At 64.1% G+C, this 17,441-nt stretch carries 16 protein-coding genes and 1 pseudogene; 13 read left to right on the plus strand and 4 right to left on the minus strand.

The window, feature by feature from the left end; genetic code table 11:
• Positions 1–3: 3 nt before the first annotated feature.
• Both IVB07_RS13245 and IVB07_RS13250 read right to left on the minus strand, forming a co-directional pair.
• Positions 4–1,023 (minus strand): glycosyltransferase family 4 protein, encoded by a 1,020-nt coding sequence (locus IVB07_RS13245; protein ID WP_247361699.1) that lies wholly within the window; start codon positions 1,021–1,023, stop codon positions 4–6.
• Positions 1,020–1,979, minus strand: coding sequence for a lysylphosphatidylglycerol synthase transmembrane domain-containing protein (locus IVB07_RS13250; protein WP_247297118.1), 960 nt, complete (start codon positions 1,977–1,979; stop codon positions 1,020–1,022). Before IVB07_RS13250 ends, IVB07_RS13245 begins: the two co-directional genes overlap by 4 nt.
• Positions 1,980–2,189: 210 nt before the next feature.
• Here IVB07_RS13250 and IVB07_RS13255 point away from each other — a divergent pair.
• The 10 genes and pseudogenes from IVB07_RS13255 to IVB07_RS13300 all read left to right on the plus strand — a co-directional run.
• Positions 2,190–2,450: pseudogene (locus tag IVB07_RS13255) on the plus strand (UDP-glucuronate 5-epimerase); the annotation flags it as partial.
• Between the two features lie 7 nt (positions 2,451–2,457).
• Positions 2,458–3,870 (plus strand): mannose-1-phosphate guanylyltransferase/mannose-6-phosphate isomerase, encoded by a 1,413-nt coding sequence (locus IVB07_RS13260; protein WP_247406831.1) that lies wholly within the window; start codon positions 2,458–2,460, stop codon positions 3,868–3,870.
• A 184-nt stretch (positions 3,871–4,054) separates the two neighbouring features.
• Positions 4,055–5,059 (plus strand): Gfo/Idh/MocA family oxidoreductase, encoded by a 1,005-nt coding sequence (locus IVB07_RS13265; protein ID WP_026233387.1) that lies wholly within the window; start codon positions 4,055–4,057, stop codon positions 5,057–5,059.
• A 39-nt stretch (positions 5,060–5,098) separates the two neighbouring features.
• Entirely contained in the window at positions 5,099–6,250 is a 1,152-nt protein-coding gene (locus IVB07_RS13270; protein WP_247364614.1) for a DegT/DnrJ/EryC1/StrS family aminotransferase, read from the plus strand.
• A 43-nt stretch (positions 6,251–6,293) separates the two neighbouring features.
• The gene (gene murJ, locus IVB07_RS13275) at positions 6,294–7,820 is read left to right on the plus strand and encodes a murein biosynthesis integral membrane protein MurJ (RefSeq protein ID WP_247361704.1); all 1,527 of its coding nucleotides are present in this window, start codon (positions 6,294–6,296) and stop codon (positions 7,818–7,820) included.
• A 163-nt stretch (positions 7,821–7,983) separates the two neighbouring features.
• Positions 7,984–8,400 (plus strand): SRPBCC family protein, encoded by a 417-nt coding sequence (locus IVB07_RS13280; RefSeq protein ID WP_085348818.1) that lies wholly within the window; start codon positions 7,984–7,986, stop codon positions 8,398–8,400.
• Positions 8,401–8,686: 286 nt separating this feature from the next.
• Positions 8,687–8,965: a DUF1127 domain-containing protein gene (locus IVB07_RS13285; protein WP_247338268.1), complete on the plus strand. Its 279-nt coding sequence runs from the start codon at positions 8,687–8,689 to the stop codon at positions 8,963–8,965.
• Between the two features lie 278 nt (positions 8,966–9,243).
• On the plus strand, positions 9,244–11,553 hold the full coding sequence (locus tag IVB07_RS13290; protein ID WP_247361706.1) for a xanthine dehydrogenase family protein molybdopterin-binding subunit: 2,310 nt from the start codon (positions 9,244–9,246) through the stop codon (positions 11,551–11,553).
• 91 nt (positions 11,554–11,644) lie between these two features.
• Positions 11,645–12,094: a cytochrome c gene (locus IVB07_RS13295; RefSeq protein WP_247409817.1), complete on the plus strand. Its 450-nt coding sequence runs from the start codon at positions 11,645–11,647 to the stop codon at positions 12,092–12,094.
• 250 nt (positions 12,095–12,344) lie between these two features.
• Positions 12,345–13,640: a cystathionine gamma-synthase family protein gene (locus tag IVB07_RS13300; protein ID WP_247361710.1), complete on the plus strand. Its 1,296-nt coding sequence runs from the start codon at positions 12,345–12,347 to the stop codon at positions 13,638–13,640.
• Between the two features lie 77 nt (positions 13,641–13,717).
• Here the strand turns inward: IVB07_RS13300 and IVB07_RS13305 are convergent, their stop codons facing one another.
• Positions 13,718–14,134 (minus strand): CHRD domain-containing protein, encoded by a 417-nt coding sequence (locus tag IVB07_RS13305; RefSeq protein WP_007602019.1) that lies wholly within the window; start codon positions 14,132–14,134, stop codon positions 13,718–13,720.
• 155 nt (positions 14,135–14,289) lie between these two features.
• On the opposite strand from IVB07_RS13305, the gene IVB07_RS13310 reads away from it, so the two are divergent.
• A complete protein-coding gene (locus IVB07_RS13310; RefSeq protein ID WP_247361712.1) occupies positions 14,290–15,219 on the plus strand; it encodes a cytochrome c in 930 nt (309 codons plus the stop codon).
• Between the two features lie 24 nt (positions 15,220–15,243).
• Here the strand turns inward: IVB07_RS13310 and IVB07_RS13315 are convergent, their stop codons facing one another.
• Entirely contained in the window at positions 15,244–15,489 is a 246-nt protein-coding gene (locus IVB07_RS13315; protein ID WP_007602021.1) for an Lrp/AsnC family transcriptional regulator, read from the minus strand.
• A gap of 129 nt (positions 15,490–15,618) precedes the next feature.
• Between IVB07_RS13315 and thiD the strand changes: the two genes are divergently transcribed.
• Both thiD and IVB07_RS13325 read left to right on the plus strand, forming a co-directional pair.
• The gene (gene thiD, locus IVB07_RS13320) at positions 15,619–16,419 is read left to right on the plus strand and encodes a bifunctional hydroxymethylpyrimidine kinase/phosphomethylpyrimidine kinase (RefSeq protein ID WP_247361715.1); all 801 of its coding nucleotides are present in this window, start codon (positions 15,619–15,621) and stop codon (positions 16,417–16,419) included.
• 206 nt (positions 16,420–16,625) lie between these two features.
• Positions 16,626–17,438: a UDP-2,3-diacylglucosamine diphosphatase gene (locus IVB07_RS13325; protein WP_247361719.1), complete on the plus strand. Its 813-nt coding sequence runs from the start codon at positions 16,626–16,628 to the stop codon at positions 17,436–17,438.
• Positions 17,439–17,441 lie beyond the last annotated feature (3 nt).

Below are 17,441 nucleotides of genomic sequence, written 5' to 3' on the forward strand. Positions count from 1 at the left end.
CCTTCAAGACGCCGGACAGCGCGAGAAGCGTCGCAGCACGACGCCGGTCGCAATCATTCCCGCCACAAGCGCGAGCGCGGTGACGGCCATCGAAGCGGCCCGGACGGTTACAATGGCAAGCAATGCCAGCACGAGATTGAGCGCAAATGCCTCGCTGACCACCGTCTTGACCGTGAACCCGTTGCCGGTAGCTCGCTGATAGAAGTGGGTGCGGTGCGCCGACCAGAACGGTTCGCATCGAACCATGCGCCGAAACAGCGTGATGGTGGAATCCGCAAGGTAATAGGCCGGCAGCAACAGCGCCGCGGCGGGCTGCCCGCGCCAGGCGAGCTCGAGCAGGCACCAGCCGAGCAGAAGGCCAATCGGCAGGCTGCCGACATCGCCCAGGAAGACTTTTGCGACCGGCTTGTTGAACGGCGCAAAGCCAAGCATGGCGCCGCACAGCGCCGCGGCGATCAGCGCGGCCGGCCATGACAAATCGCCGAGCAGTCCCAGCAGCAGCAGCGCCGCGGTGACGGGCACCACTTCCGCCACCGTCATCAGGTCGAGCCCGTCCATGAAATTGACGAGGTTCACGAACCACACGCCCGCCAGCAGGATGAGTCCGCGCTCCAGTGCGAGCGGCAGCGCCGGCACGATGCGCGCGGTCTCGGGCGTGGTGAACACGACGGCGCCGACGGCTGCGGCCTGCAGCACGAGCCGTACCAGCACCGGCAGCGACTTGATGTCGTCGGCAAATCCGACCAGTGCGATCAGGACCGTCGCAGCGATCAGCGCCGGCGGAATCGCGATGTTCGCCCAGACTGCCCAGGCTGATGCGACCAGCAGCGTCGCTGATATCACGGCGATGCCCGCCCCCTGCGGGGTCGGGATACGGTGCGAGGACCGCGCGTTGGGCCGCGCCAATGCGTAACGCTGGAGCAGGGGGCGGCTGCTCCAGGTGATGACACCCGACACCAGCGCGGCAATCGCAACGGCAAGCAGCGAGGGTACGGCGCCGAGCGCATCGACGGCCGCGTTCACTGCGGCACCCCGAGCGGCGCCGATCCCTGCGCGGCTTTCTCGGCGCTGAGGATCCAGACCAGGCCGCCGATCGCGCCGACGATGAAGTACACGGCGCCGAACAGCAGCGAGACGTTGACCCCCTCGTTTGCGGCCAGCCCTGCGAAGCCGAACGCGAGGCCCATGGTGGCTTCCCGCACGCCCCAGCCGGCGATCGAGATCGGCATCATCGTGATCAGCATCACCGGCGGCACGAGCATAAAGACGTCGCTGAATCCGACCGGCGCGGCAATCGACTGCACGACGCACCAGGCGACCACGACGGCCAGCACATGCACGGCGAGCGACAGGATCACGACGGCCGGTCCGCGCGAGCGGCTGAAGATCACGCGGTTGGCGATCACGGCACAGGCGTGGATGTGATGCGTGGCCCACCAGGTTTTCAGCCAGTGCCATTTCAGCGCGCCGAAGACCAGAAAGCCGAGGCCACCCGCGAGCGCCGCGAGGTCGACGAGCAGCAGCGCCGAGCGCCCGTGCGGATCAGCGATGAGGCCGTAGCTCCAGGGCAGGCTCGCGACGATCATGATCGCGAGCGCGATCAAACCGATCGCGCGGTCGACGAAGATCGAGTAGGTCGCTGCACGCCAGCCAGCGCCGGCGCGCGCGACGAGCCACAGCCGGACCGCATCGCCGCCGATCGCCGAGGGCAGGGTCTGGTTGAAGAACGATCCGATCACGTTGTAGCGCATGGCCCGGCCGAGCTCGAGCGGAGCGCCGCATGCGGCGCTGATCTCGCGCCAACGCAACACGCCGACGAAGATTTGCAGGAACGTGACGGCGATCGCCAAGCCGATCCAGAACAGGCTGGTCACGGTGAAACGCGAAAACAGTTCGGACAGATCGACCTTGCGCAGCGCCAGGTACAGCAGCGCTCCGGAAATCAGGATCTTGGCCGTCGACAGCAGGATTCGGCGCATTTCGCCCGCATGAACAAGGGTTTTGAAGCAACCCGACGCAAGGCGCCGAATTCGGCCGCTTTGGTATGGTTTTGGCGCCGATCTTGCAATAGCGGTGATCAGGAGCCCGCATGCAGGGCGGCCGGCTATTGCGGCCCCGTCGATGCGGAGGCTAAAGAGGCGCAGCGGGCGAAAGATCGGGCGAAGCGGTCCTTGGGAACAGGATGAGGGATCACCGCAGATCGTCCGGCTGCCGCAAATGCGCCGTCTAAGGTCTACAATGTCGGCAACCACCCGGAAGAGCTGATGCACGTCATCGGAGTTCTGGAGCTGGGTCGGACGGCGATCAAAGAATTGCTGCCGAGAGACCTTTTGGAAACGTCCGCGGATGTCGAGGATCTGATGCGCGATACCGGCTTTGCACCGTCAACGCCGATCGCGCACGGAATTCGTAATTTTGTCACCTGGTATCGGAACGACCTCAAGGTTTGAAATGACGATGGACAAACGCATTATCCCCCTGATCATGTGCGGCGGTGCCGGAACGCGGCTGTGGCCGGCTTCGCGCGAGGTGCGCCCCAAGCAGTTCCTGCCGCTGTTCGGCACGCGCTCGACCTTCCAGGACACGCTGTTGCGCGTCTCCGAGGCCTCGCTGTTCGATCGCCCGATCGTCATCACTAATGCCTCCTACCGCTTCATGGTGCTGGAGCAGCTCGCGGAAATCGGCATTGAGGCCGACGTGATCCTCGAGCCGATGCGGCGCGATTCCGGGCCTGCGATCGCAGCTGGCGCGGTGTTCGCACAGAACCGCGCCAGTGAGGCGATCGTGCTCGCGCTCGCCGCCGACCATGTGGTGCAGGACAATGCGGCCTTCGTCGCGGCGTGTCGCCAGGGCCTCACCGCCGCGAGCGCCGGGCGCATCGTCACGTTCGGCGTCAAGCCGGAGCGGCCGGCGACCGAATACGGCTATATCAGCCCGGGCGAGATCATCTCAGGCGAGGTGCACGCGGTCGCGCGCTTTGTCGAGAAGCCGGATGCCGTGAAGGCGGCCGACTATGTCAGTTCCGGCTACCTCTGGAACAGCGGCAATTTCATGTTTCCGGCCAGCGTATTGCTGGACGAATACCGCAAGGTCGATGCGGCGAGCGTGGAGACCATCTCCAATGCCGTGACCAATGCCGGCCGCGATCTCGGCTTCGTGACGCTGGAGCCCGAGGCGTTCGGCGCGGCCAAGGCGATCTCGATCGACTATGCGGTGATGGAGAAGACCGCGCGCGCCGCGGTCGTGCCGGTGTCCTGCGGCTGGTCCGACGTCGGCTCCTGGCACGCGGTGTGGGAATTGTCGGACAAGGACGCGCAAGGCAATGCGTCGCATGGCGCCGCGGTGTTCGAGGATAGCCGCAACTGCAACGTCACCACCGACTCCGCGCTGGTCGCGCTCGAAGGTGTCGACGATCTCATCGTGGTCGCGACTGCGGATGCGGTTCTCGTCTCGCGCCAGAAGGATGCCAACGGGCTCAAGCGGCTGGTCACGAAACTCAAGGCGGTCGCGCCGAAGGTCACCGAGGAGCACCTCAAGGTGCATCGGCCCTGGGGCAGTTACCAGTCGGTCGACAATGGCGAGCGCCACCAGGTCAAGCGCATCGTGGTGAAGCCGGGCGGACGTCTGTCGCTGCAGAAGCACCATCATCGCGCCGAGCACTGGATCGTGGTCCGCGGCACCGCCCGCGTCACCGTCAACGAGACCGTCAAAAGCGTGCACGAGAACGAGTCGATCTACATCCCGATGGGCGCGGTGCACCGGATGGAGAACCCCGGTAAAATCATGCTGGAGCTGATCGAGGTCCAGACGGGAAGCTATCTCGGGGAAGACGACATCATCCGGATTGAAGACGACTATCAAAGGTCGTAACCAGCACCCTCCGAATCACGCGACCCGGGCCAAAAGAGTGGTCTCTTCCAGAGGCTTAAGGCCCGGGGAACGTGTAACTTTTTGAATCAAATCGTGTCCGGACCGCTAGCTCCGCATTCGCCACAAATGTGGCGTCCGTGCTAGAAGCGCCCCGGGGATTTGCGTTGAATCGGGGTTTGCTCAAATGAGTTCCACAGGATCTGCACCGGCAAAGGCCGGCTTGCGCGTCGGCGTCATTGGCGCCGGCGTGATGGGCAGCAACCACGCGCGCGTGCTCGCGGGTCTTCCCGGCGTCAGCCTCGTCGGCGTCGTCGATCCTTCGCCGGCACATCGCACGCGGGCGATGGAGCTTGCCAATTGCGCGAGCTTTGAGACGCTCGACCAGCTGCTGGCCGAAGGCGTCGATGCCGTCACCATTGCGGCGCCGACCCATCTGCATCATGAGGTCTCGCTCGCCTGCATCGCCAAGAACATCCACGTGATGGTCGAGAAGCCGATTGCGTCCACGGTCGCGGAAGGCCGCGAGATCGTCACGGCTGCGCAAAAGGCCGGCGTGACGCTGATGGTCGGCCATGTCGAGCGCTTCAATCCAGCCGTTGCCGCCGTCAAGCAGGCGATCGCGGGCGAGGATATTCTGTCGATCGCGATCACGCGCGTCGGCCCATTCCCGCCGCGCATGTCCAATGTCGGCGTCGTCATCGATCTTGCCGTGCACGACATCGATCTGATCCGCTGGTTCACCGAATCCGACATCGTCGAGGTGCAGCCGCAATTGTCGAGTGCGGTCGCCGAGCGCGAGGACATCGCGCTCTTGCAGTTCCGCACCGCCAACGGCGTGCTCGCGCACATCAACACCAACTGGCTGACGCCGTTCAAGGCGCGCAGCGTCACGGTCGCGACCCGCGGCAAATACGTGATGGGCGATCTCCTGACGCGCCAGGTCACCGAATGTTTCGGCTTCAAGCCTGACGGCAGCTATTCGATGCGGCATCTTCCGGTCGGCCATGACGAGCCGCTCCGCGCCGAACTGATCGCGTTCCTCAAGGCCGTGCGCAACGGCGAGACGCCGGCGGTCACCGGCGACGAGGGCGTCGCCAGCCTCGAGATCGCGACGCAGTGCCTGGAAACGCCGTCGCGGCCCGCCGCCAAGTCGTCCGCCCTCAAGGGCCCGCGCCGCGTCGCCGGCTGATCCCATTCCATGTTGACCGATCAAAACCCGCAAGGCGCCATGAACCAGCATCTGCGTTCGGAACCCATTCCCTTCATCGACGTCGCCTCGCAGCGCCGCCGGCTCGGCGACTCGCTCGATGCCGCCGTGAAGCGCGTTCTCGATCATTGTCAGTTCGTCAACGGCCCTGAAGTCGCCGAGCTCGAGAAGCAGCTTGCGGCCTATTGCGGCGCCAAACACGTCATCGGCTGCGCCAGCGGCACCGACGCGATCCTGATGGTGATGATGGCGAAGAATGTCGGGCCTGGCGACGCCGTGCTGTGTCCGTCCTTCACCTTCATCGCGACCGCTTCGCCGGTGGCGCGGACCGGCGCGACGCCGGTTTATGTCGATGTTGACGAAGCGACCTTCAACATGAGTCCGGAATCGCTCAAGCGCGGCATCGCGACCGCCCGCAAAGCCGGCCTCAAGCCGGTCGCGGTGATTCCGGTCGATTTGTTCGGCCAGCCCGCCGATCACGATGCCATCGCGGAGATCGCCAAGGCCGAAGGCCTGTTCGTGCTCGATGACGCAGCCCAAGGCTTTGGCGCGAGCTACAAGGGCCGCAAGCTCGGCACGTTGGCACTCGCCACCGCGACCAGCTTCTTCCCGGCAAAGCCGCTCGGCTGCTTCGGTGACGGCGGCGCGATCTTCACCGATGACGACGAGCTCGCGGCGACGCTGCGCAGCATCCGTGTGCACGGGCAGGGCGTCGACAAATACGACAACGTCCGCCTCGGCCTGACCGGCCGACTCGACACCATGCAGGCCGCGATCCTGATCGAGAAGCTGAAGATCTTCGACGACGAGATCGCCGCCCGCAACAAGGTCGCCGAGCGCTACGCGCGCGGTCTCGGTAATGTGGTCACCGTGCCGCGCGTGGCGCCCGGCAATACGTCGGTCTGGGCGCAGTACACGATCCGCCTTCCTGAGGGCACCGACCGCGACGGCTTTGCCGCCGCGCTGAAGGCCCAGGGCGTGCCGACGGCGATCTATTATGGCAAGTCCATGCATCAGCAGACGGCCTACAAGCAGTACCCGGTGGCAGAGGGCGGCCTGCCGGGCTGCGAGAGCCTGTCGCAGGACGTCATCAGCCTGCCGATGCATGCCTATTTGACCGAAGCCGATCAGGAGCGAATCATCGCGGCCGTGCGCGGCGCGCTTTCAACCTGAATTCGCCGTTTTGCTGCGCGAGCTCTTCCTTTAGAAGGGAACGATGCTCGGACGTATCTTCACGGTTGGTGGTTACACGCTGCTCTCGCGGCTGACGGGGTTTGCCCGCGACATCATGCTTGCGGCGATTCTCGGCGCCGGCCCCGTGGCCGACGCCTTTTTCGTGGCGCTGCGGCTGCCCAACCATTTCCGTGCCATTTTTGCCGAGGGCGCCTTCAACGCCGCCTGGGTGCCGGCCTATGCGCACGTGCACGGTGAGCGCGGGGAGGGGGCGGCAAGATTGTTCGCCGACCGCATCTTCACGCTGCTGCTGGCCTCGCAGGTGGTGCTGCTGATGGTCGCCTGGGTGTTCATGCCGCAGGCCATGAGCATTTTGGCGCCCGGCTTTTCCGAGGACGCCGAGCAGCGCAAGCTCGCGATCGAGCTGACCCGGATCACCTTTCCCTATCTACTGCTGATCACGCTGGTGACGCTCTATGGCGGCATGCTCAACGTGATGCAGCGCTTTGCGAGCGCCGCAGCCGCGTCGATCTTCCTCAACATCTCGATGATGATGACGCTGGCGCTCGCCGCATGGTTTCCCGGCGCGGGCCACGCTGCCGCCTGGGGTGTCCTGATCTCGGGTTTTTTGCAGTATTTCCTGCTCGCCGGCGATCTCGCCCGCCATGGCGGCCTGCCGCGCTTTGCGCCGCTCAAGCTCGACGAAGACGTCCGCGCATTCTTTAGGGCACTCGGACCGGCGACGCTGGGCTCGATGGGCACGCAGCTCGCGCTGTTTGCCGACACCATCATCGCGACTTTCCTGCCGGCGGGCGCGCTGTCGGCGCTGTATTACGCCGACCGTCTCAACCAGCTCCCGATCGGCGTGATCGGCATTGCCATCGGCACGGTGCTGCTGCCGGAGATGTCGCGGCGGATCACGGCCAACGACCATGACGGTGCGATGAAGGCGCAGCGCCGCGCGTTCGATTTCACGCTGCTGTTCTCGGTGCCGTTCGTCGCCGCCTTCCTCACCGTGCCCGACGCGATCATGCGCGCGCTGTTCGCCCGTGGTGCGTTCTCGAAAGCCGATGCCGCCGCTGCCGGCGCCACGCTCGCGGCCTATGCCATCGGCCTGATCCCCTTCGTACTGATCCGCAGCGCGGTCGCGACCTTCTACGCGCGCAAGGACACGGCGACGCCGGTGCGGGCGTCGCTGACCGGCATCGCGGTCAACGTCGCCTTGAAAATTGCCTTGATGGGATCGCTGGCCCAGATCGGGCTTGCGCTGGCCACTGCCGTCGGCGTCTGGACCAACCTGCTACTGGTGCTGTTCTTCGCGGTGCGGCGAGGCTTTCTCGTGCCGGACCGCGCCTGGCTGTTGTCGCTCGCCAAATTCCTGCTGACCGGGCTCATCCTGGCCGCCGCCTTCTGGCTCATCGCGCGCTTCAGCAGTCCTTCGTTGGGCTCGATGCACTTCCGGGACGAATTGACGCTGCTTCTGCTGGCCGTCGGAGGTACGATCGTCTATGCGCTCGCCATCCTTGCGCTGTTCGGGCGCCGCTGGCTGGTCTCACTGGTGCGGGGTTAACTTTTTCATATTTTCAACGCATTGACGGCTCGAGCTTGTCGGCACGGGCCAGTCTCGATCGTCCTTGGATGGACACATCTCGGAAGTGCGGCGGATGGACCCTGCACAATTGACGTGATGCCATCACCTCGAGCCGGCAAAATTCGAACCAGGAGCACTGTTTATGAGGATCACCGTCGAAACCAACGTAGCAGCCCCCATCGATCAGGTCTGGCGCGCTTATACGACGCCTGCCGACATCATGAAGTGGAACGCCGCGTCCGACGACTGGCATACGACCAAGGCGACCGTCGACCTGCGAGAAGGCGGAGTCTTCTCATCGCGCATGGAGGCCAAGGACGGCAGCATGGGCTTTGACTTCGCCGGTACCTACACGAAAATCGTCGAGCACAAGCGTATCGAATACGCGTTCGGCGAGCGAAATGCCGAAGTCGAGTTTGTGCCCGGCCCGAAGGGCATTCTGGTTCGCGTGGTCTTCGATGGCGAATCGACGCACTCGGTCGAGCAGCAGCAAGGCGGTTGGCAGGCAATCCTCGACAACTTCGCACGATACGTGGAAGCGAAGCAGACGAAGTCCTGAGGCGTGTGTAGAGGCAAGAAAGCGCCAGAATAAGGGGCTCGCTTCCAGGGTGCAACCGACCTCCACACATCTCTTGATTTTGCGCGATTGCTATGGTAATCGCAGCGCATGATCAAATCAGTGCGCAAACTCAACCGCAACCACATGACCCGCTTCGGCCGGGCCGTGGAAGGAGTCGCGCGCTAGAAATTCGACGACGACATCTTTTCACCAGGCCCCGCCGGCATCGGATGGGGCCTTTTGTTTTGGCCACGCTTCCCTGCCGGCACAACAGCAGGAGCGTCCGATGCCACCCCAACAGACGATCATGACATCCGAGACGGAGAGGCTCCCCCTCGAGCTTGCCTCGACGTGGAGCATCCCAGGCTTGCTCGCGCGATACTGGCGTGCGCTCCAGGACTGGCGCTGGCGGCACGGCCCACAAATCGCCTTGCGGGACCTGAGTGACCGGGAGCTGATGGATATCGGCCTGACGCGCGGCGAGATCGACTACTTTACGCCGGAACGGGCTATCGATGCGCTGAGAGATCGCGCGTCGCAGCCGTGGGGCCGTGGTGTGATGTAAATGATGAGCCATCCGAAGCGGACATGCGCTTTGTGAGCAAGCAGCCGTCAGCACGGCTGCTTGTTCTCAGGCGTGCACTGCGGGCGGGTTCGGCAACTATCATGCCATCAAGCGGACCGTTCCTCACGGCCAAATGACCGAGTTGCGGCGCTCCCGTTCCATCCTGCTCTGGCAGGTGAGGGCGCTGGACGGTTTTCGCATGCCTAAACCCGTTTGCCTTGCCAGTTTTTCCACGGCAATATGCCGGCAAAACAACCATGAGAAACGGGACGAGAAAAATGGCGGCTCCCATCAAGTTTGGCGTTGGCCAAAGCGTGTTGCGCAAGGAGGATGACGCGCTCATCCGCGGCAAGGGCCGCTATACCGACGATTATGCGCCGCAGGCCGTGCTTCACGCCCTGATGCTGCGCTCGCCGCATGCGCATGCCAAATACACCATCGATGCGAGCCGCGCCCGCACCCTTCCCGGCGTCGCGCTGATCCTGACCGCCGATGACGTTGGGGATCTCGGCAATCTGCCCTGCCTGTTCAATCTCGAGACCGATCCCTTCACCGGGCCGCCTTACCCGATCCTCGCCAAGGACGAAGTGCGCCATGTCGGCGATTCCATCGCCTTCGTGGTCGCCGAGACCATCGACCAGGCCCGCGACGCGATCGAGGCGATCGAGGTCAAATGGAGCCCGCTGCCGGCGGTGACCGGTGTCGTCAATGCCGTGAAGAAGGGCGCGCCGCAGGTCTGGCCGGACAAGCCCGGCAACGTGCTGTTCGACGTCTCGATCGGTGACAAGAAAGCGACCGAAGCTGCCTTTGCCAAAGCGCATGCGGTGGCCGAGATCTCGATCGTCAATCCGCGCGTGGTCGCGAACTTCATGGAGACGCGCGCGGCGGTGTGCGAATACGACGCCAAGCGCGACCATCTGACGCTGACGGTCGGCAGCCAGGGCAGCCATCGCCTGCGCGATATCCTCTGCCAGAACGTGCTCAACATTCCGACCGACAAGATGCGGGTGATCTGCCCCGACGTCGGCGGCGGCTTCGGCACCAAGCTGTTTCCCTATCGGGAATACGCCCTGTTGGCAGTCGCCGCGCGAAAGCTGAAGAAGGCGGTGAAATGGGCGGCCGACCGCACCGAGCATTTCATGGGCGACGCGCAGGGCCGCGACAACGTCACCACCGCGAAGATGGCGTTGGCCGAGGACGGCAAGTTCCTCGCGATGGATTGCGACCTGATGGGCGACATGGGCGCGTATCTGTCGACCTTCGGGCCCTATATCCCGCATGGCGGCGCCGGCATGCTGCCGGGCCTCTACGACATCCAGGCGTTCCACTGCCGGGTGCGCACCATCTTCACCAACAGCGTGCCGGTCGATGCCTATCGCGGCGCCGGGCGGCCTGAGGCTGCTTACGTCATCGAACGCCTCGTGGACGCCTGCGCGCGAAAACTCGACATGACGGTGGATGCCGTCCGCCGCAAGAATTTCATCCAGCCGAAGGCGCTGCCCTACAAGACCGCGACCGGCAAGGTCTACGATTCCGGCGACTTTGCCGCGCATCTGAAGCGCGCGATGGAGATCGCCGAGTGGAAGGATTTTGGCAAGCGTGCCAAGGCGGCCAAGAAGAACGGCCTGATCCGCGGCATCGGACTTGCGAGCTATGTCGAGGTCTGCGGCACCATGGGCGAGGAGACCGCCAATGTGCGGATGGACCCCAATGGCGATATCACGGTCCTGATCGGCACCCAGTCGAGCGGGCAGGGCCATCAGACGGCCTATGCGCAGATCGTTGCCGAGCAGTTCGGCGTGGCGCCCGAGCGCCTGCACGTCCACCAGGGCGACACCGAGATGATCGCCACGGGCCTCGGCACCGGCGGCTCGGCTTCGATCCCGTCGGGCGGTGTCAGCGTCGAGCGCGCGACCCGCGAGCTCGGGCAGAAGCTGAAGGAAATCGCGGCCCAGGCGCTGGAAGCCAGCGCCGGCGACCTCGAGATCACCGACGGCATTGTGCGCATCGCCGGCACCGACCGCTCGATCTCGTTCGCCGATCTCGCCAAGCGACCCGGCGCGGATCCCTCGAAGCTGAACGCGAGCGCGACCTTCGCCAGCGCCGACGGCACCTATCCCAACGGCACCCATGTCGCGGAGGTCGAGATCGATCCGGCCACCGGCATCATCAAAATCGTCAACTACGTGATCGTCGACGATTTCGGCATGACGCTCAATCCGCTGCTGCTGGCCGGCCAGGTCCATGGCGGCGCCATGCAGGGCATCGGCCAGGCGCTGATGGAGCAGGTGGTCTATGGCGCGGGCGACGGCCAGCTCGTCACCGCGACCTTCATGGACTACGCGCTGCCGCGCGCGGCGGACGGGCCGGCCTTCGTGTTCGAGACCGCCAACGTTCCCTGCAAGACCAATCCGCTGGGGGTGAAGGGGGCGGGCGAGGCCGGCGCGATCGGATCCTGCCCGGCCGTCGTCAACGCCATCGTCGACGGGCTCTGGCGCGAATACAAAATCGACCACATCGACATGCCGGCGACTCCGGAACGGGTGTGGATCGCCATCAACGAGCACCATCGCCGTCACAGCCTCTAAGCTGCGACCTCCCACGGCGGGAATAAACGCCCGTCGCCGGGTTCTATCCATGATGGCGCACCCCAAACTCTACGAGCGGAGAAACAAACCGATGAAACGGATGATGATTGTTGTGGGCATCCTCTCGCTGGGTGCGGGCGCCGTGATGGCGCAGCAGGAGATTGCCGTGCAGCAGGACAATCTCATGCGCTCGATCGCCAAGAACCAGTATGGCATCATCCAGAAGATGACGAAGGGCGATATCCCCTACGATCAGAAGGCCGTCGATCAGGCCATTGCCAGCATCGAGGCCGACGTCGCCAAGATCGCAAAGACCTTCGAGGTCAATCCCAAGCAGGACGTGGTGAACGCCACCTACGGTGCTTCAGCAAAAGTCTGGCAGAACAAGGCCGATTTCGACTCCAAGATTCCGCCGGTGCAGAAGGCGATCGCCGACGTCAAGGGCAAGATCAGCGATGTGGCGAGCCTGAAGGCCGCCTACACGGCTATCAACGAGCGCTGCAACGACTGCCATGAGACTTATCGGGTCAAGTTGAAGTAGCGGTCGGATTGCGCTTCGCTCCATCCGCGCTACTGTTGAGTCGAGAAAGGGCGGTTGCGAAAGCAGCCGCCTTTTCGGGAAATTCTATCCGCAAGGCCTGACGGATCGCTGCCGGAGCAGCTATCTTTGCTCCAGCCGCCGCGGCATTGGCGTGAGCTTTGACGCTGACGCATCTCGCTCCTGACTGCGTCACGACATCAGGAGTTCCAACCCACGGCGAGTGCCTCATTCAGCAACAGCGAGACAAGCCATGGTAAAACCGTTCCCGTCGAAGACGCACATCGGCAACCATATGCTGCATCCGGAAACGCTGATGCTGACCTATGGCTACGATCCGCAATTGTCGGAAGGCGCCGTCAAGCCGCCGGTGTTCCTGACCTCGACCTTCGTGTTCAAGACGGCCGAGGACGGACAGGACTTTTTCGATTTCGTCTCCGGCCGGCGCGAGCCGCCGGAAGGGATGGGCGCGGGCCTGGTCTATTCACGCTTCAATCACCCCAACAGCGAAATCGTCGAGGACAGGCTCGCGATCTATGAGCGCACCGAGAGCTGTGCGCTGTTCTCATCCGGCATGGCGGCCATCGCGACCACGATCCTGGCGTTCGTCCGCCCCGGCGACGTCATTCTGCACTCCCAGCCGCTCTACGGCGGCACGGAAACGCTGCTGACGAATACGCTTGCGCGTCTGTCGATCGGCGCCGTCGGCTTCGCCGATGGCGTCGATGAAGCCGTGGTCAGCCAGGCCGCGGAGGAGGCCATGCGCAAGGGCCGGGTTTCGATGATCCTGATCGAGACCCCGGCCAACCCGACCAACGGGCTGGTCGACATCGCGATGATGCGGCGTGTCGCTGAGAGCATCGGAAAGACTCAAGGACACGTTCCGATCATCGCCTGCGACAATACGCTGCTCGGACCGGTGTTTCAGCGACCGATCGAGCACGGCGCCGATATTTCCCTGTACTCGCTCACGAAATATGTCGGCGGTCATTCAGATCTGATCGCGGGCGCCGCGCTCGGCGCGAAGGCGGTGGTGAAAGGGATCAAGGCGCTGCGGGGCGCCATCGGCACCCAGCTCGATCCGCATTCCTGCTGGATGATCAACCGCTCGCTCGAGACGCTGAGCCTGCGCATGGAAAAGGCGGATGCGAATGCGCGCCTCGTGGCGGACTATCTGCGCGATCATCCCAAAGTGGCCAAGGTGCACTATCTCGGTCATCACGACGCGGCGTCGCCGGATGGACTTGTATTTGCGCGGCAATGCTCGGGGGCAGGGTCCACGTTCTCGTTCGACATCGTCGGCGGCAAGGCCGCGGCGATGAAGTTCCTCAACGCGCTGCAGATCCTCAAGCTGGCGGTGAGCCTTGGTGGAACGGAGTCGCTTGCGAGCCTGCCTGCCACCATGACTCATTCCGGCGTTCCCGCCGACATCCGCCGGAAGATCGGCGTGCTCGATTCCACGATCCGGCTGTCGATCGGCATCGAACACCCGTCGGATTTGATCGCCGACCTCGCGCAGGCGCTGAACGCAGCCGAACCTGAGGTGTGACGCCTGCGCCAGCGCTACGCGGAATCGAAAAGGGTGGCTGCGATGGCAGCCGCCCTTTTTGTTGGTCTGTGCGAAGCTTACTTCGTCACCTGACCGCGGATCTCGCCGCCCGGATTGGCCGCGGTGTGGATGTTGACGTAGAGCTTGCCGCCGAGCAGATCGGCGGCCTGCGCGTCGGTCAGTGTCGCCGAGCCCTCGGCCGGGCTGGTGGCAGCGCCTGGGATCGGGATCGCAACGCCGGCGTTCTTGCCGGGCTCGGCAGGTCCATGGAAATGGGCGGCGGTGGCGGGGCCGGACAGGCCGGAATAAGTGACCTTCCAGGACAGCTTCTTGCTGGCGGCGTCGTAATCCAGATCGGCCGTTCCGGTGCCGCTGCTGGTCGTTGCGGGGACCTCGGATTTGGCGTCGAGCGTTGCTTTCAGCTTTTCCGCGCTGGCCGAACCCGCAAAAGCAACGGCGCCAAGCACTGACATGGCGATGACGATCTTGTTCATGATTTTTCTCCCTGCTGAACCCGTTTGGGCTGCCAAACTTCCAACAGCCGGCATTGCAGTTTATTCCCGTTTCAAGCCGCGGTGGGCTAAATTCTTCGTGGCTGGAGCCGCGAGGACATCGGTCATAAGCTTCGCCGCGACGACGAAAGGACCGCATGTTGCGACGAACAATCCCCGTGGCGCTGCTCGCCGCACTCGCCGCGGCCGGCGTCTATTGGTGGCTCAGCGCGCCGGTGGGGGCGGCCGCCGGCACCGCGCCTGCCCGCGTCCCTGATCTTGCCAATGGCCAGGTGATGTTCAACGCCGGCGGCTGCGCCTCATGCCATGCCGTCCCCGACCAGCCCGATCGTCTCAGGCTTGGCGGCGGCGTCGCGATCAAGTCGCCGTTCGGAACGTTCTATGCGCCGAACATCTCGTCCGATCCGACCGATGGCATCGGCAAATGGAGCGAGGCCGAATTCGTCAACGCGGTGATGCACGGAGTCTCGCCCGACGGACAGCATTATTTTCCGGCCTTTCCTTACACGTCCTATCAGCACGCCAGGCGCGAGGACGTGCTCGATCTCTTTGCGTACCTGAAAACGCTGCCGGCCGTCGCAGGCAAGGTGCGCGACCACGACGTGCCCTTTCCGTTCAACATCCGGCGCAACGTCGGCATCTGGAAATTCTTATTTCTGGACGACAAGCCCTTCGTCCCCGACAGCGCGAAGTCACCGCAGTGGAATCGCGGCGCCTATCTCGTCGACAGTTTTGGCCATTGCGCGGAATGCCACAGCCCGCGCAACGCGCTTGGCGGCATCACCGCCGCACAACGCTTCGCTGGAGGCCCCAATCCGGAAGGCGAGGGATGGGTGCCCAACATCACCCAGAAGGGCCTTGGCGAGTGGAGCGCGAAGGATATTGCCTATTTCCTGAAGACCGGCGAATTGCCCGACGGCGACAGCGTCGGCGGCGCGATGACGCGGGTGATCAAGAACACCTCGCAACTGCCGGACGACGATCTCGCGGCGATGGCGGACTATCTCAAATCGCTGCCGCCGGTGGACGGTCCGCCGCGTCCCAAGCGCAAGGAGGGCGGCACCTGATCGGGCCTGCCCTTTTTCGGACGGTCAACTCGCGCCAAACGCCTTGAAGGTGATGATGGTGAGGGTGTCCTGGATGCCGGGCAGCACCTGCACCTTCTCGTTGACGAAGTGGCCGATATCGGTGTCGTTGTCGACGTAAAACTTCACCAGCAGGTCGTATTGCCCGGCCGTGGAATAGATCTCGGAGGCGATCTCGGCTTCGGCAAGCGCATTGGCGACCACATAGGATTGGCCGAGCTTGCATTTGATCTGGACGAAAAAGGGAACCATCGCGGTCACTCCGAAAGCATATCTGACGGCTAATAGGCCAAACCCGGCCGGATTTAGCAAGCGAACTTGCTGGGCTGGGAGAGGCGCGCTAGGACGGGCCATGGCTTCGAAAACGCTGAAGAGCGCCCCATGACGACACCCGTAGCGCTGACCATTGCCGGCTCCGATTCGAGCGGAGGCGCCGGCATCCAGGCCGACCTGAAGACCTTTGCCGCGCTCGGCGTTTTTGGCGCTTCCGCCATCACGGCGCTGACGGCGCAGAACACCCGCGGCGTCACCGGCATTCACGCCGTGCCCGCCGAATTCGTCACCGCGCAGATCGACGCGGTGTTTTCCGATCTCGAGGTCGGCGCGGTCAAGATCGGCATGGTGGCGCAAGCCGCCAGCATCGATGCGATCGCGGCCGCGCTGTCGCGCTGGGCGCCCGGGCATATCGTGCTCGATCCCGTGATGGTGGCGACGTCGGGCGATCGCCTGCTCGCGTCCGATGCCGTCGATGCCCTGCGCATCAAGCTGATGCCGCTGGCCTCGGTGATCACACCCAATCTGCCCGAGGCCGCGGCTCTGCTCGACGAGCCGGTCGCGGCCAGCGAGGCCGAGATCGAAAGCCAGGGGCGCCGGCTGCTGGCGCTCGGCAGTCGTGCGGTCCTGATCAAGGGCGGCCACGGCGAGGGCGCCGAGAGTATCGATTATCTCGTCGATGCCAGCACCACGATCGCGCTCGCCGCGCCGCGCGTTGCCACAAGCAACACCCATGGCACCGGCTGCTCGCTGTCCTCGGCGGTCGCCGCAGGGCTCGCCAGAGGCGAAGATCTCGAGCGCGCCGTGCGCAACGCCAAGACCTGGATCAGCGCGGCGATCGCCGCCGCCGACCGCTTCAGCGTCGGCCACGGACACGGCCCGATCCATCATTTCCATAAATTTTACTGAACGCCGGTCGCGAGCGCGCCACCGCTAGTCCCTCCCGCCATGCAGCTCCGGGTTCTTGCGGAGGCTGCCGCGACGCCATGTCGCCTGATTGTCGCATGCGACTGATATTCGCGGGGTGGGCGAGGCAAGCGCGATTCGTATCTGAGGGTGCCTCAAAGGTTCGATTGGTCATCCCCCTGTCACGGGACATTGTTACAGGCTGGCGCATGGGAAGTTACGATGTGAGTGACGAGAGCCCGGAGCGGCGCTTTCGCACGTTGTTCATCTCCGACGTTCATCTCGGAGCCCGCGGTTCTCAAGCCGATCTTCTGCTCGATTTCCTGCGTTTCCATGATGCCGACACGATCTATCTCGTCGGCGATATCGTCGACGGCTGGGCGCTGAAATCGAGCTGGCATTGGCCGCAATCGCATAACGACCTCGTCCAGAAGCTTTTGCGCAAGGCGCGCAAGGGCGCCAAGGTCATCTACATCCCCGGCAATCACGACGAGTTCCTGCGCAACTATTACGGCACGCATTTCGGCGGCATCGACGTGGTCGAGAACACCGTCCACACCGGCGCGGACGGCAAGCGGTATCTCGTCATCCATGGCGACATCTTCGACCTCGTGGTGCAGAACGCACGCTGGCTCGCCCATCTCGGCGACAAGGCCTACGATTTCGCGATTCAGCTCAATCGCTTCGTCAACTTCTTCCGGCGCATGTTCAAGGTGCCGTATTGGTCGCTGTCGCAATGGGCCAAGCAGAAGGTCAAGAACGCCGTCAACTATATTGGCGCGTTCGAGCAGGCGCTCGCCGCCGAGGCGCGACGCCACGATGCCGACGGGGTGATCTGCGGCCACATCCATTACGCGGTGATCCGCGACGAGGGCGGCATCCGCTACATGAATTGCGGCGACTGGGTCGAGAGCTGCACGGCGCTGGTCGAGCACGACGAGGGCCATTTCGAGATCATCACCTGGGCGGACCAGGCCGAGAAGCCGGCACAGGTCCCGCAGGTCGCAGCCAGAGCTGCATGAAAG

The sequence above is a fragment of the Bradyrhizobium sp. 172 genome (assembly GCF_023101065.1).
Classification (GTDB): domain Bacteria; phylum Pseudomonadota; class Alphaproteobacteria; order Rhizobiales; family Xanthobacteraceae; genus Bradyrhizobium; species Bradyrhizobium canariense_D.